This window comes from Streptomyces composti (genome assembly GCF_012034205.1).
Classification (GTDB): domain Bacteria; phylum Actinomycetota; class Actinomycetes; order Streptomycetales; family Streptomycetaceae; genus Streptomyces; species Streptomyces composti.
Genome location: NZ_JAATEM010000027.1, coordinates 1 through 13332, shown reverse-complemented (window position 1 = coordinate 13332; position 13332 = coordinate 1). Strand labels below are relative to the sequence as shown.

Below are 13332 nucleotides of genomic sequence, written 5' to 3'. Positions count from 1 at the left end.
CCTTACGTGCACCCGCTTGGTGCCTATCGAGACAACGGTCCCGTGTGAGCCCTGGTGGTATATGGGCCTGTCGCTCGGCAGTGAGACTGTCACTTTGTCTCCGACCTTGAAGCTATTCAAGCTCCGTTGACTACCGAACACGTATGTCCCCCTCGGCCTCGAGCTCATGATTCAACAGACAGTGATAGCTACTGGATGGTTTGCGGTTGTGTCGCCCATCCCTATTCGCTACCCCCCGCTAACGAGTTTCAGCTTCGGTCGTGCCGGTGCTGATGGTTCTCCACCGCTCTGGATTCCGATAGGTGCCAACCCGAAGACGTACTCGTTCAGCTCGTCAGGATAGATATTGAGCTCCTCTGCAAGCTCCGAGAACGTCATATTTAGCGGCTTCCGGAGGGCGCCAAATACCTTCACCAATAGTTGGCTGCTCTCGCGAACCAGTGAGGAATCAGGTTCTGCACGGCGATAGCCTCGACGCGCCAGTTCCTTTACGGTTTGGTTGTAGCGCCATTCAGAAAGTAGGCCCAATTTGCGCAACCTGTAGGTGAGTGCCATGGCCGACACTCCCCACTTGCGCTTCGCGCTCAGTATCCGGTCGATAGACGCATTGTGTAGCCGTTGCGCAACGACGCCTGCACGGGGCATAAGGAAGGCCGACGCGAAGTCATTCGCTTCGCCCTCCGAGTCGCGGCCGTGGGGGATGCGGTGCTCACAGTGCAACACAAGGTGGCCGAGCTCGTGGGCGACATCGAATCGCCCCCGCTCGCCTGTCTTCCGTGTGTTCAAGAAAACGTACGGCGTGCCGTATTTGATGGTAGAAAAGGCGTCGATGTCGAGGCAGTCGGATGGCAGCGAGAATACGCGGACCCCATTTGATTCAATCAAATGTAGGGCGTTTGGTACCGGTGCTTCTCCGAGTCCCCATGCGGCACGGACCTGCTCTGCTGCAGCCTCGGGCGTCAAGTGCGGGTATGTTGGCACGTTAACGGATGGAAGCTTGAACAAGCCCTCCATCCACTCATTCAGAGCAACGGCTACTGTTCCCGAACTCAGGGCGCTATCACGTTCTGCGGCAGTCATCTTTGAAGGGGCACGGAAGCTAACGGCGTCCAGCTGCAACTGTGCCGGCGCGGGTGCCCCAAAGAAGCTGACAGGATAATGGAGTGCGGACGCTAGAGAAGAAATCGTCTCCGGTGAGGGCACCTTACGGTGATTCTCAAACGCAGTGATGCTCTGCGCCGATACTCCAGACCGTTGAGCCAACTCTGCTAGAGTCATTCGCCGTCGTTTGCGGGCAACGACCAGTCGTTCTGGGGTGAACACTTTCCTCAGCTCCCACGTCCGCACTCCTACATACCGTTTAGCCCCCCAGCAGCTCCACGACAACTTCCGGGCCGCTGCCATCGCCCGGGTCGTCCAGAAGCGCGATGTCCGCGCCGGGGTCACCCAGATCGGGCAACCGCAGCGGGATGCGCTCCTGCCACTCATCGACGAACTTCCCGTTCATCTTGATCGGCAGGGACAGCTCGGCAGAGATCACTCCCTTGTCCCACTCGTACAGCAGGCACCAGGTCGGGATCTGGTCGAGTTCGCGACCGTAGAGAACCTCGTCGTGGCTGAGAAGAGCGAACTGCCCGTTCTTCTCAACCATGCGGGCCATTGCTGCACCCTTCGGGTTCTTAGACCGAACCTTGGCGTTGAGGTCCCCCACGCCCCCCTTGGCGCTGATAGCCGTCACAGCGTGACTCATGCTGGGGTGGATCATCCGGAGGATGCTATCCCTGGAGGTGCGCTGCCAGCCTTCCGGGTCGAGACCTTCAGCGATGTACCGGTTGGTGCGGCTCCAGAACATGAAGCCACGCATGGCCGGCGCATCAAAATCAGTGCAAGTACGGACATCTGCGGCGGCCAGGTCAAGCGCGCCGTAGAAGAGATCAACCGAGAAGTCGAGCTGCGTCAGCCGCTCTTCGCACCACTCAGGATCCAGGTTCTGCACAGCCCCTCCAGACAACCTTGATTTCAAAAACCATACCTCATCCGAGGCGCCATTTTTGAAACCTAGGCCATCATCGCATGTCAGTTCGATTCTGTCACTGCCGAAGACCTCCACCCATCAACCTCCCCAGCTCCCATCCCGTACGCCGTCGACCCACACACCGTGGAGCGGGCGTGGTTCCTGGCGTCCAGGTGGAGCGCGCCACTGTACGAACGACCTGGACGCCAGGGGCCGCGTCTGCTCGGCTCTGCCTGGGTCGACGGCGTACGGGATGGGAGCTCCCCACGCACGCCACAACGGACCCGCAGTCGGCGACGGCTCCTCCTCGGTGTACGAGCGGCAGGAAGAGAGTTGGGCGAAACCGTCCATGTGATGCGGGTGCTGGCATGCGTAACCACATCACTGTGCAGGGTTCCGAGCGCAGGAGAGCTTGCCTGGTCTCGACTCGCCCCTCGTACAGCCATGCCCACGCCTCGTCTGATGCGTCGGAGTCGAGCGCTGGTGAGATGGTGCGCAGGGCAACAGCGATCCAGCGGTCCGCCTGCGGTGCCGAGCGGGTGTCGAAGGATGCCAGGAGCGTTGGCCCTTCCGCAGAGGTCAGGTCCTCGGTCCAGCACTCGCACCAGTAGCCGCGGATGGGTGCGCTCATGAGGCCGCCCCCGGTGGGTAGACCGCGAGCACGTAGCGAGTGCCCTCGTCGTAGAGGGTGAGCTGGTATCCCGTGCCTGTGGCCATGTAGGCGAGGGCGCGTTCGTGCTCCGCCTCGTCCGTCAGCCAGTGCAGTCCCGGCCGTGCGTACGCGGCATCGAGCTGGTCGGTGATGTGGCGGGCGCGCTCTTGTAACCAGCGCAGGGCCAGGCGCGGGCTCGCTGCGTCGTGTGATCCCAGCGGGATCGAGCGCACCTGATCCAGGGGGTAGGCGGCGGCCCGGCACTGGTAGGGGAGAGGCTGGCTGCCCACGTCCAGGGCCTCGGGATGCGTGTACGTCAGCACGGGTGTCCTCCTGCCGATCCTCGCGGTGCGGCGAACAGTTCCGCGGTGACGGTGTGGCCGGCCTGGCTGCGGTGGACGATGACCCGGTGCGCGAGAACGCTGACCAGATCCAAGCCTCGGCCGTGTTCGGCGTCCTGGTCCCGGTGCTCGACCTTCGGGGCAGTGCCAGTGCCTCCGTCGTCCGTGACCGAGAGCGCGATCACTTGCGCGGAGACCGCCAAGGCCAAGTGAAAGCTGCCCGCCTGATGGCCGCTGGCCGTGTGGAGGATCGCGTTCGCGCTCAGCTCGCTGACGATCAGCTCGGCGTCCTCGGCCAACGGCGATCCCCGCAGGATGTCGCGGGTCCAGCGGCGGGCCCTGCTGACCTCTTCCGGGAAACCTGGGCAACTGAGCCCCCAGACCCGGGCGCTACTCGTATACTCGTGCATACAAGTTCCTTCATGCTGGTAGGCCGCCATGTGCAGCGGGTTCGGGCTAGACGAGTTTCACGCCGTCGTGGGCGCGGACGGCCGGCGGGGACGCCGCGTCGAGTGCGTCAAGCACGCGGATCGCGTACGCCTCGTCGGTGAGTTCGATGACTTCTTCGCGGGTGGCCCAGTGCAGGGCGCGGGTCTCGTCTCCCGTGGTGGGAGTGCCGTCGGCCGCCTGGCAGCGGAAGACGAGGGAGACGATCAGGCCCGTCATGTTCTTGTAGACACCGGTCAGGGTCGCGGGAAGCTCGATCTTGATGCCGGTCTCTTCGAGGACTTCGCGCTGAAGGGCCTCGGGGATGGTCTCCTCGCGTTCGAGGACTCCGCCCGGGGGTTCCCAGTGGCCGTTGTCGCGGCGCTTGATCAGGAGGGCCCGGCCTTGGTCATCGACGATGACCCCGGCGACGCTCACGGAGTGCGGGCGTTCTGTGCTCACGTTCCTCGGCCCTCTCGGCTGACTAGGCTCTCCACCGTAGCAACAAAACTCGCCCACTCGTCTAGATACCTAAAGGAGTACGCATGGCGTCTCTACCGAGCATTCTCGGCGGCCTTGACCCGACCAGTGATCGTGCGGTCTTCCGGCAGATTGCCGACCAGTTGCGCGAGGCCATCGACCGTGGGCGATTCAAGGAAGGGGAGAAGCTGCCCTCCGAGGCTGAGCTGGTCGAGCACTACGGGGTTTCCCGGATGACGGTCCGGAACTCCTTCTCGATCCTCCAGGGCGAGGGCCTGGTGCACGCCGAGCACGGCCGGGGCGTCTTCGTCCGGCCCCGGCCTCCGGTGCGCCGCCTCGCCTCCGACCGGTTCGCCCGGCGCCACCGCGAACAGGGCAAGTCCGCGTTCATCGTGGAGGCCGACGCCGCCGGCAGTCACCCCACCGTGGACAGCCTGGAGGTGAAGGAGGAGAAGGCCGGCCAGGACATCTCCACCCGGCTCGGTTCCGTGCGGCGCGTGCTCGCCCGGCGTCGCCGGTACCTGCTCGACGGCCGACCGGTCGAGTTCGCCACGTCCTACCTCCCGCTCGACATCGCCCGCGGTACGCAGATCGCCGAGCCCAACCCCGGCCCCGGCGGCATCTACGCCCGTCTCGAGGAACTGGGCCACCAGCTCGACCACTTCGAGGAGGAGATCCGGGCCCGGATGCCCTCGCCGTCCGAGGTGAAGACGCTCCAACTGGCCTCCGGCGTGCCGGTGATCCACCTGATCCGTACCGCCTTCGACACTTCGGGACGGGCCGTGGAGGTCTGCGACACGGTGATGGCGGCCGACGCCTACGTCCTCTCCTACCAGCTTCCGGCGACCTGATCGGCGGTGCGCGAGGCCACTTCTCCGGACTCGTACACACCGACACGCATACTCGTATAGACGAGTGGGCAAGTTGTGTGGCAGGGTGATCCCGTTCCCGGCGCCGCCGGGTTCGAAGGATGCATCTTGTCTAGACGAGTAGATGGGGAGAAACCTTGCGCACCATCCGTGTGGAGACCTCGGCCGCGACGATCCTGCTGACCGAGGCGCCCGAGCCCAAGGTCCGCGACCGGCAGTCGGGCGAGATCGCGAAGGACGCCGTCAGCGGTGAGGCGCTGATGACCATCGGCGTCGTGTACATCGAGGAGGGGGAGTCGTCCCTGATCAAGGTGACCGTTCCGGAGAGCGGGGTGTCGGAAGGGCTCGCCCTCGGTGCCCCGGTCTCGCTGCCGGGCCTGGTCGCACGGCCGTGGGAGAGCGTGTTCAACGGCCAGCAGCGGCACGGCATCGCCTTCCGGGCCGCCGCCGTCACTCCGGCCGCCTTCCCGGCCGCCATGGGGGTGTCGGCCTGATGACCGACCTGGCAACGCTTCTGGAGGTGGGAGGTCCCGTCGCCGCGCTCGGCGGTGGGGCCGCCTACGCCCGGGCGCGACACCCCGGCGTCTACTGGTCCATGGTCGGCTTACCGGTGTCCACGGTCCGACTGCTCAGCTCCTACGGCTCCGTCATGGAGGCGTGCGGGCTGACCGTGGCCCCCTCCCGGCTGCGGGTCCTGGCAGTCAAGGCCACCACCCGCCGTGAGGTCCGGCCCGTACCGCCGCGCCGGGGGATCATCCGCCCGACCACGACGGGACTGCGGGTCCGCCTGAGGCTCGCCCCGGGGCAGGAACCCGCCGACGTGGCCGCCTCCGCCGAACGGCTGCGGCACGCCTGGGGCGTCCACGCCGTCTACGTGACCACGATCAAGCCGGGCGTGGTCGAACTGCGGCTCGTCGGCTTCGACGTGCTGCGGCGGGTGCGTATGCCGCGCAAGCTCCGCCCGGACATCCTCCGGGTGCCGGTCGCGCTGCGCGAGGACGCCACTCCATTCGTACGCGACTACCGCACCGTGCCGCACCAACTCACCCTCGGCGCCACGCTGTCCGGCAAGTCCATGTACCTGCGTCACCTCGTCGCCGGCCTCGCCCGCCAACCCGTCGCCCTGGTCGGCATCGACTGCAAACGGGGCGTGGAACTGGCGCCCTTCGCCCCGCGCCTGTCGGCGCTCGCCACCGACCCGGAGCAGGCCGCCGAGCTGCTGCCCGTGCTCATCAAGGAAATGGAGGACCGGTACGACCTGATCAAGGCTCGGCAGGGCATCGCGCCGAGCACGCCGGACGAGGAGATCACCTCCGACATCTGGGGCCTGCCCGAGCATGAACGCCCGGCGCCTGTCGTGCTGTTCGTCGACGAGGTGGCCGAACTCTTCCTCGTCGCCACGAAGAAGGACGAGGAACGCCGGGACGAGATGGTCACCCAGCTCATCCGGCTCGCCCAGCTCGGCCGGGCCGCCGGCATCTACTTGGAGGTCTGCGGCCAGCGCTTCGGCGCCGAACTCGGCAAGGGCGCGACCATGCTGCGGGCCCAGTTGACCGGCCGCGTTTGCCACCGCGTCAACGACGAAGCCTCCGCCAAGATGGCGCTCGGCGACATCGCCCCCGAGGCGGTCTCGGCCGCCTGCGCCATCGCCCCCGAACGGCCCGGCCTCGCCGTGGCCGGTGACACCTCCGGCGGCTGGTCCCGCATCCGCACGCCGTACCTCTCCCTCGGCGACGCCGCCGAGACCTGCCGCGAGTTCGCCCCCCTGGTCCCCGACCTGCCCGCGCTCAAGCCCTTCCGGCCCGACGTTCCCGTACGACCGCCCGTCGAGACACCGGGCCCGGTCGTGCGGCCCCGCCCGGTGACCGACTGACCCGCGTCCGCACGCATCCCCGGTCGGCGTGACCGCCTCACGCCATGTCCCTACCCCTCCCATGCCCGAACCCGGAAGGAGCCGCAGCATGCGCGCCCACCTGGCCCGCGTCGACGCGGTGCTCGTCCAAGCGGTCATCGCCGCCGCGCTGTCCTTCGCCCACCTGCACGACGTCGCCTCGGCGGCCGGACAGGACGGGTGGAAGGCGTGGGCCTATCCCGTCTCGGTCGACCTGCTGCTCGTCGCCGCCTGGCGCCGACTGCGCTCCGGCGACGCGAAAGCGGCCGGGTGGTGCTGGTTCCTGATCGCCCTCGCCGCGTCCCTGGGCGCGAACGTCGCCACCGCCGGACTGCTCGACCTGGGCCACGTGCCGGCCTGGCTACGCATCCTCGTCGCGGGCTGGCCCGCGGTCGCCTTCCTCGGCGGAACCCTCCTCGTCCACTCGCCGCCGACCACGCACGACGAGACCAGTGACGCCGTGAGCCAGGAGGCGCCCGAGGACATCGAGGACCAGGAGGACGCGCCCGAGCCCGCACCGGAGCCTCCGACGCCTCCGGCAGTCGAGTCGGCACCGACCCCGGTTCCGGCCCCGCTGCCGGTCGCCGTCCCGGCCGCCCTGGTCGAGCACGCCCGCAAAGTCGCCGCCGAGCACCACGCCCGTACCGGAAAGGCCATCGACACCCCGACCCTGCGCGCCCGCCTCGGCGTCCCGCCGCCCATGGCCGACGCCATCGCCGCCCAGCTCTGAGAGGAGACCCGCGTGAGCGCCAACCGCCGCTTCCGCTCCGTCACCCGCATCGGCCCCGTCCAGGTCGGCACGTCCTACGACGGCCGGGGCCGGGAGAAGCACACCGCCGCCTGCACGGCCCCGCGCTGCGGCTTCTCCGCCGACTACGACAGCCGCGCCGCCGCCGAGCTGGCCGCCCGTACCCACCGCTGCCCCGTCAGCTGAAAGGACCCGTACACCGTGACCGTCAGCCTGCCGCTCGTCGTCCTCCTCGGCTTCTTCGCCTGGGGAGCGGTCAAGTTCCTCGGCGTCCGCACATGGATCGTCGTCCTGATCGCCCTTTTCGGCTTCTGGCTCTCGGACACCTTCATGGCCCCCGCCATCGAGTCCGGCACGCGTTCTGGCGTGGACATCGTCAACGGCTCACATGACTAGACGAGTAGGTAAGGAGAGCTTCGCCGTGTTCCTGCCCAAGTACCCCGACAGCCCGACACCGCCGCCCGCGCACCCCCACACCGTGGTCGACCAGATGCCCGCTCGGCGGCCGGTCCCTCAGATCTCCGTCAGCACCGGAGCGGTCGCGGCCGTCCTCGTCGGCGGCGTCGTGCTGACCGCGCTCCTGGCCGCCGTCGCCGTCACGGCCGTCTCTGTGGCCGTCGCCGCCGTGGTCCTGCGCTCGCTGCTCCGCGACCAGCACCGCCGCTGACGCACCGGACCCCCGGGGCGGCCTCGATACCGCCAAGCATCCGCCGCCCCGGGGGTCGTCTCCCTCCAGCCGAACCAGAAGGAGAAAGCCATCATCACCCGCGCCACTCCGCCCCCGCTCCACGAACTCGGCGAACTGGCCGCCCTCGGCACCATGCCCGCACTCCTGCGCCAACTCGCCGGCCTCGGCGGCTGCACGCACCCGATCCGCCTCGACGGCCACCGCACCGAGTACGCCGTCGACACCCGCACCGGCGAGATCGGCAACGTCCTCCACCACCTCGACTCGTCCAGCCTCCCGGCCGGTCACCTCCTGGTCCGCTGCAACAACCGCCGCACCACCCGGTGCGCGGCCTGCGCCGAGGTGTACCGCCGCGACACCTTTCACCTGATCACCTCCGGCCTGCGCGGCGGCAAGGGCGTCCCCGAACGCGTCGCTACCCACCCGCGCGTCTTCGCCACCTTCACTGCGCCGGGCTTCGGCCCGGTCCACAACCGGCCCACCGGCCCGGCCGGTTCGGTCCGCCGTTGCCGCTGCGGCGCGCTCCACGACCAGGACGACCCCGCCCTCGGCACCCCGCTCGACCCGGACACCTACGACTACGAAGCGGCCGTGCTCTGGAACGCGCACGCCGGTCTGCTGTGGCGGCGCTTCTCGATCTACCTGCGCCGGGAGGTCGCCAAGCGCGCCGGCCTCACCCAGCGGGCCTTCCGCGAGTACGCCCGGGTGTCCTTCGCCAAGGTCGCCGAGTACCAGAAGCGCGGGGCCGTCCACTTCCACGCCGTCATCCGCATCGACGGCCCCGAGGGCGGCGACACCCCGCCTCCTGCCTGGGCCACCGCCGAGTTGCTGACCGACGCCATCCGGGCCGCCGCCACCGCCGCCCGCGTGGACGGCCCAGTCCTCGACGGCCGGGCCCACGCCTTCGCCTTCGGCCGACAGCTCGACGTCCGCACCATCCGCTCGGCCGAATTTGACGGCGGCCAGGAACTGACCGAACGGGCCGTCGCCGCCTACATCGCCAAGTACGCCACCAAGGGCGCCGAGACCGCCACGGGAGCTCTCGACCGGCCGCTGAGGTTCCTCGCCGAACTCGCCCAGCTCGACATCAGCGACCACGCCCGCCGGCTCATCCGCACCGCCTGGACCCTCGGCGCCCGCAAGGACCTCGAACACCTCCGCCTGCGGGCCTGGGCCCACATGCTCGGCTTCCGCGGCCACTTCTCCACCAAGTCCCGCCGCTACTCCACCACCCTCGGCGCCCTCCGCGACGCCCGCGCCGAATGGCGCCGCGCACAGGCCCTGGCAGCGAACGGGACCGACCCGGACACGACCCTCGTCCTCGCGCACTGGGTCTACGCCGGAACCGGCCTCACCGACGCCGAAGCCTGGCTCGCCGAAACCCTCGAACCCGCCCCCGGAACGGAAGGAGAACCCACCCATGGGTAGCCGACGCCTCGCTGTCGCAGAAGCGGCCTCCGAGCCGCGTGGCCTGCCGTCGCGGTACCTGACTCCTGACGACCTCGTGGCGATGTTCGACCTGCCCAGCGTCGAGACGGTCTACCAGTGGCGCCGCAAGCGCACCGGACCCCGTGGCTTCCGGGTTGGCCGGCACCTCCGCTACGACCCTGCGGACGTCCAAGCCTGGGTCGAGTCCCTGCGGGAAGGGGCTGTTGCCTGATGGCTGGGCACATCCAGGACCGGTGGTACCGGACCGAGACCGGCCCGGATGGGAAGGCGCGCAGGGTCAAGACTGAGCGCTACGGGTCCGGCCTGCGCTACCGCGCTCGCTACGTCGGCCCGGACGGCACGGAGAAGTCCAAGAGCTTCCCCGACCGTCAGAAGCGGCTCGCTGATCAGTGGCTGGCGCACATCGAAGCGGACATGGCGCGCGGGCAGTACATCGACCCGCGCGCGGCTCGGATCACCTTCCAGCAGTACGCCGAGCGCTGGGTCGCCACGCAGGGCGCAGATCCGAACACCCAAGCCTCGATGGAGTCGCAGCTACGGCTGCATGCCTTCCCCTACCTCGGCTCACGTCCGCTCGGTTCCTTCCAGCCGGCGCACATTCGCGACTGGGTAAGGAAGTTGCAGGAGAACGGCGTCCGCGGGTCGTACGCCCGGACGATCTACTCCAACGTGCGCGCGGCGCTTAGCGCGGCCGTGGACGACGGGCACCTTCCCCGGAACCCTTGTGCAGCTCGGTCTGTCCGCCCGCCGACCGTCGACAACAAGCGCATCGTGCCCTGGACGCCTGAGCGGGTCTTCGCCGTCCGGGCCGCCATGCCCGAGCGCTATCAAGCCATGGTCGACCTGGGCGGCGGCTGCGGGCTTCGCCAGGGCGAGATCCTAGGCGTGGCCGTCGATGCGATCGACTTCGCCTCGGACACGCTCCACGTGGTCCAACAACTGAAGTTGAGCCGCAGCAAGCCGGTGTTCGCGCCGCCGAAGGGCGGCAAGCTGCGGGACGTGCCGCTTCCTGGTCCCGTCGCGGATGCGCTGCGGGCGCACATGAAGCGGTTCCCGCCGGTCGAGATCACCTTGCCGTGGAAGGTCGCCGACGGTCCTCCGGTGACCAAGCGGCTCATCTTCACCGGACCGCGCGGTGGGCACGTCTGGCGTACGTCGCTCAATGAGGAGGCGTGGAAGCCAGCGCTGGCTGCGGCTGGCGTCATCCCTGTGCCCGAGCGAGGTCGACCGTACGCGGAGTCGCGCGAGAACGGCATGCACGCCCTCCGCCACTTCTACGCCTCGGTGCTCCTGGACGCGGGCGAGAACATCAAAGCTCTTGCCGAGTACCTGGGGCACTCGGACCCGGGCCTGACGCTCCGCGTGTACGCGCACCTGTTGCCGTCCAGCCAGGAGCGCACCCGCAAGGCGGTCGCCGCCGTCTTCGACACGGCCCGACCGGAGTCGTCCCGCACCTGACGGCCCAGAGACGGCCCAGAGGCAGCGAAAAGCCCCCTCCCGGCGGAGAACCCGCAGGTAGGGGGCTTATTCGTGCGGGCTTACTTCTTCTTGCCCTGGTTCTTCACGGCCTCGATCGCCGCGGCCGCGGCCTCCGGGTCGAGGTACGTGCCGCCGGGGTTGAGGGGCTTGAAGTCGGCGTCGAGTTCGTAGGAGAGGGGGATGCCGGTGGGGATGTTCAGGCCCGCGATGTCGGCGTCGGAGATGCCGTCCAGGTGCTTGACCAGGGCGCGCAGGCTGTTGCCGTGGGCGGCGATCAGGACCGTGCGACCGGTGAGGAGGTCGGGGACGATCGAGTCGAACCAGTAGGGGAGCATGCGGACGACGACGTCCTTGAGGCACTCCGTCTGCGGGCGCAGCTCCGGCGGGAGAGCCGCGTAGCGCGGGTCGGAGAACTGGGAGTACTCGGCGTCGCGGTCGAGCGGCGGCGGCGGGGTGTCGTAGGAGCGGCGCCACAGCATGAACTGCTCCTCGCCGAACTCGGCGAGCGTCTGCGCCTTGTCCTTGCCCTGCAGGGCGCCGTAGTGGCGCTCGTTCAGCCGCCAGCTGCGGTGGACCGGGATCCAGTGGCGGTCCGCCGCCTCCAGGGCGAGCTGCGCGGTGCGGATGGCGCGCTTCTGGAGGGAGGTGTGCACGACGTCGGGCAGCAGACCGGCGTCCTTGAGCAGCTCGCCGCCGCGCGTCGCCTCCTTCTCGCCCTTCGGGGTGAGGTTGACGTCCACCCAGCCGGTGAACAGGTTCTTCTCGTTCCACTCGCTCTCGCCATGGCGGAGGAGGATCAGCTTGTACGGTGCGTCGGCCATGGGGCCGAGCGTAATCCACGGCCTGTGTCCCCCGCGCGGGCTGCCCGCTGGACGGACGGTTGACGGGATCCGTTAATCGAGTGGTCCCGGCCGCGGGCGGGTTTGTAAGTTGTGTCCGCTGTTTATGCCACTTACGGCCCTTTCGGGGTTCCCCGTTGCGGATCCCTCGGGAGCCTTTCCGTCCAGCCGGGGGGTTTGATGTCTGCCGTCGTGCGTGCCAGGCGGGCGGTACGGGAGACCGTGGCGGGGCTGCCCCCGGCGTTCTGGTGGCTGTGGACCAGCACGCTGGTCAACCGGCTCGGGGCCTTCGTCGCCACCTTCCTGGCGATGTACCTGACGCTCGACCGAGGCTACTCGGCCACCTACGCGGGGCTGGTCGCCGCGCTGCACGGGCTGGGCGGCGTGATCTCGTCGCTCGGCGGCGGGGTGATGACGGACCGGCTCGGGCGCCGGCCCACGCTGCTGGTGGCACAGGTGGCGACCGCCGTGTCCGTGGCCGCACTGGGATTCGTGCACCACCCGGTCGCCATCGCCGCCGTCGCCTTCCTCGTCGGCATGGCCTCCAACGCCTCCCGGCCGGCCGTGCAGGCGATGATGGCCGACATCGTGCGGCCCGAGGACCGCATCCGCGCCTTCTCCCTCAACTACTGGGCCATCAACCTCGGCTTCGCCGTCTCCTCGATGGCGGCCGGCTTCATCGCCGAGCACAGCTACCTCGCCGGGTTCCTGATCGAGGCCGGGATGACGCTGGTGTGCGCGGTCGTGGTGTTCGTGAAGCTGCCCGAGTCGCGGCCGGTGCGCAGCGCCGAGACCATCGCCCGGGAGGACTCGGTCTCGCTCGGCACGGTCCTGCGCGACCACCGGTTCATGGGCGTCGTCGGTCTGTCCTTCCTCATCGCGCTGATCTTCCAGCAGGCGTACGTGGGGCTGCCGGTGGCGATGGGCCTGGCCGGGTTCTCCCCGGCCGACTACGGGTTCGCCATCGCGGTCAACGGCGTGCTCATCGTCGCGCTGCAGATCCCGGTGACCCGGTTCATCCAGCACCGCGACCCCGCACGGCTGCTGGTGATCTCCTCGGTGCTCGCCGGGTACGGCTTCGGCCTCACCGCCTTCGCCGGGTCGGTCGGCGTCTTCGCCCTCACCGTGTGCGTGTGGACGCTCGCCGAGATCGTGAACGCGCCCACGCAGACCGGACTCGTCGTGCGGTTGTCCCCGGTGCACGGGCGCGGGCGCTATCAGGGGATGTACACCATGTCCTGGGCGGTGGCGGCCCTGATGGCACCGCTGATGTCGGGCTTCGTCATCGACCGGGCGGGTGCCGGATGGCTGTGGGGCGCGTGCGCGGGCCTCGGCACCGTCGCGGGCGTGGGGTACGCGGTGCTGGCGCGCCGGCTGCCGAAGGAGGAGCCGGCGGACGACGCCGCCAAGGGCAGGCGGGGGACGGAGCGGCCCGGGTCGGTGCGCCCTGGCTAGT

17 protein-coding genes and 2 pseudogenes are annotated in these 13332 nt (G+C 68.9%); 11 read left to right on the top strand and 8 right to left on the bottom strand.

Features of this window, described 5'->3' with window-relative positions; all coding sequences use genetic code 11:
- Positions 1-228: 228 nt before the first annotated feature.
- The 7 genes and pseudogenes from HCJ93_RS21660 to HCJ93_RS21640 all read right to left on the bottom strand — a co-directional run bounded on the left by HCJ93_RS21660 (position 229) and on the right by HCJ93_RS21640 (position 3871).
- On the bottom strand, positions 229-1080 hold the full coding sequence (locus tag HCJ93_RS21660) for an ImmA/IrrE family metallo-endopeptidase (protein WP_240967745.1): 852 nt from the start codon (positions 1078-1080) through the stop codon (positions 229-231).
- Positions 1081-1155: 75 nt separating this feature from the next.
- A pseudogene (locus HCJ93_RS30225) lies at positions 1156-1404 on the bottom strand (helix-turn-helix domain-containing protein); the annotation flags it as partial.
- Positions 1361-2110, bottom strand: a complete 750-nt coding sequence (locus HCJ93_RS21655) for a hypothetical protein (RefSeq protein ID WP_167997439.1) — start codon at positions 2108-2110, stop codon at positions 1361-1363. The pseudogene HCJ93_RS30225 and the gene HCJ93_RS21655, both read right to left, overlap by 44 nt.
- A 202-nt stretch (positions 2111-2312) precedes the next feature.
- Positions 2313-2645, bottom strand: a pseudogene (locus tag HCJ93_RS29620) (hypothetical protein); the annotation flags it as partial.
- A complete protein-coding gene (locus tag HCJ93_RS21650) occupies positions 2642-2989 on the bottom strand; it encodes a hypothetical protein (protein ID WP_167997438.1) in 348 nt (115 codons plus the stop codon). The pseudogene HCJ93_RS29620 and the gene HCJ93_RS21650, both read right to left, overlap by 4 nt.
- Positions 2983-3417 (bottom strand): ATP-binding protein, encoded by a 435-nt coding sequence (locus tag HCJ93_RS21645; protein WP_167997520.1) that lies wholly within the window; start codon positions 3415-3417, stop codon positions 2983-2985. Before HCJ93_RS21645 ends, HCJ93_RS21650 begins: the two co-directional genes overlap by 7 nt.
- A 46-nt stretch (positions 3418-3463) precedes the next feature.
- Complete coding sequence (locus tag HCJ93_RS21640; protein ID WP_093769033.1) at positions 3464-3871, bottom strand: NUDIX hydrolase; 408 nt, start codon at positions 3869-3871, stop codon at positions 3464-3466.
- Positions 3872-3978: 107 nt separating this feature from the next.
- Between HCJ93_RS21640 and HCJ93_RS21635 the strand changes: the two genes are divergently transcribed.
- The 10 genes from HCJ93_RS21635 to HCJ93_RS21590 all read left to right on the top strand — a co-directional run bounded on the left by HCJ93_RS21635 (position 3979) and on the right by HCJ93_RS21590 (position 11016).
- Positions 3979-4764: a GntR family transcriptional regulator gene (locus tag HCJ93_RS21635; protein WP_093845629.1), complete on the top strand. Its 786-nt coding sequence runs from the start codon at positions 3979-3981 to the stop codon at positions 4762-4764.
- Positions 4765-4919: 155 nt separating this feature from the next.
- Positions 4920-5276 (top strand): SCO3933 family regulatory protein, encoded by a 357-nt coding sequence (locus tag HCJ93_RS21630; protein ID WP_167997437.1) that lies wholly within the window; start codon positions 4920-4922, stop codon positions 5274-5276.
- On the top strand, positions 5276-6655 hold the full coding sequence (locus tag HCJ93_RS21625) for an FtsK/SpoIIIE domain-containing protein (RefSeq protein WP_167997436.1): 1380 nt from the start codon (positions 5276-5278) through the stop codon (positions 6653-6655). The genes HCJ93_RS21630 and HCJ93_RS21625 overlap by 1 nt, the downstream gene beginning before the upstream one ends.
- An 88-nt stretch (positions 6656-6743) precedes the next feature.
- Positions 6744-7403, top strand: coding sequence for a DUF2637 domain-containing protein (locus HCJ93_RS21620; RefSeq protein WP_167997435.1), 660 nt, complete (start codon positions 6744-6746; stop codon positions 7401-7403).
- Between the two features lie 12 nt (positions 7404-7415).
- Positions 7416-7607: a mobile element transfer protein gene (locus HCJ93_RS21615; protein ID WP_167997434.1), complete on the top strand. Its 192-nt coding sequence runs from the start codon at positions 7416-7418 to the stop codon at positions 7605-7607.
- A gap of 15 nt (positions 7608-7622) precedes the next feature.
- Positions 7623-7817 (top strand): hypothetical protein, encoded by a 195-nt coding sequence (locus HCJ93_RS21610; RefSeq protein WP_055690856.1) that lies wholly within the window; start codon positions 7623-7625, stop codon positions 7815-7817.
- Positions 7818-7842: 25 nt separating this feature from the next.
- Positions 7843-8088: a SpdD protein gene (locus HCJ93_RS21605; RefSeq protein WP_129839395.1), complete on the top strand. Its 246-nt coding sequence runs from the start codon at positions 7843-7845 to the stop codon at positions 8086-8088.
- Positions 8089-8241: 153 nt separating this feature from the next.
- A complete protein-coding gene (locus HCJ93_RS21600) occupies positions 8242-9537 on the top strand; it encodes a replication initiator (RefSeq protein ID WP_167997433.1) in 1296 nt (431 codons plus the stop codon).
- On the top strand, positions 9530-9769 hold the full coding sequence (locus HCJ93_RS21595) for a helix-turn-helix transcriptional regulator (protein ID WP_093845636.1): 240 nt from the start codon (positions 9530-9532) through the stop codon (positions 9767-9769). Before HCJ93_RS21600 ends, HCJ93_RS21595 begins: the two co-directional genes overlap by 8 nt.
- The gene (locus HCJ93_RS21590) at positions 9769-11016 is read left to right on the top strand and encodes a tyrosine-type recombinase/integrase (protein WP_167997432.1); all 1248 of its coding nucleotides are present in this window, start codon (positions 9769-9771) and stop codon (positions 11014-11016) included. Before HCJ93_RS21595 ends, HCJ93_RS21590 begins: the two co-directional genes overlap by 1 nt.
- 80 nt (positions 11017-11096) lie before the next feature.
- On the opposite strand, the gene HCJ93_RS21585 is transcribed toward HCJ93_RS21590, so the two are convergent.
- Positions 11097-11858, bottom strand: a complete 762-nt coding sequence (locus HCJ93_RS21585; RefSeq protein ID WP_167997431.1) for a phosphoglyceromutase — start codon at positions 11856-11858, stop codon at positions 11097-11099.
- Positions 11859-12056: 198 nt separating this feature from the next.
- Here HCJ93_RS21585 and HCJ93_RS21580 point away from each other — a divergent pair, with 198 nt between their 5' ends.
- Positions 12057-13331, top strand: coding sequence for an MDR family MFS transporter (locus HCJ93_RS21580; RefSeq protein ID WP_167997430.1), 1275 nt, complete (start codon positions 12057-12059; stop codon positions 13329-13331).
- Position 13332 lies beyond the last annotated feature (1 nt).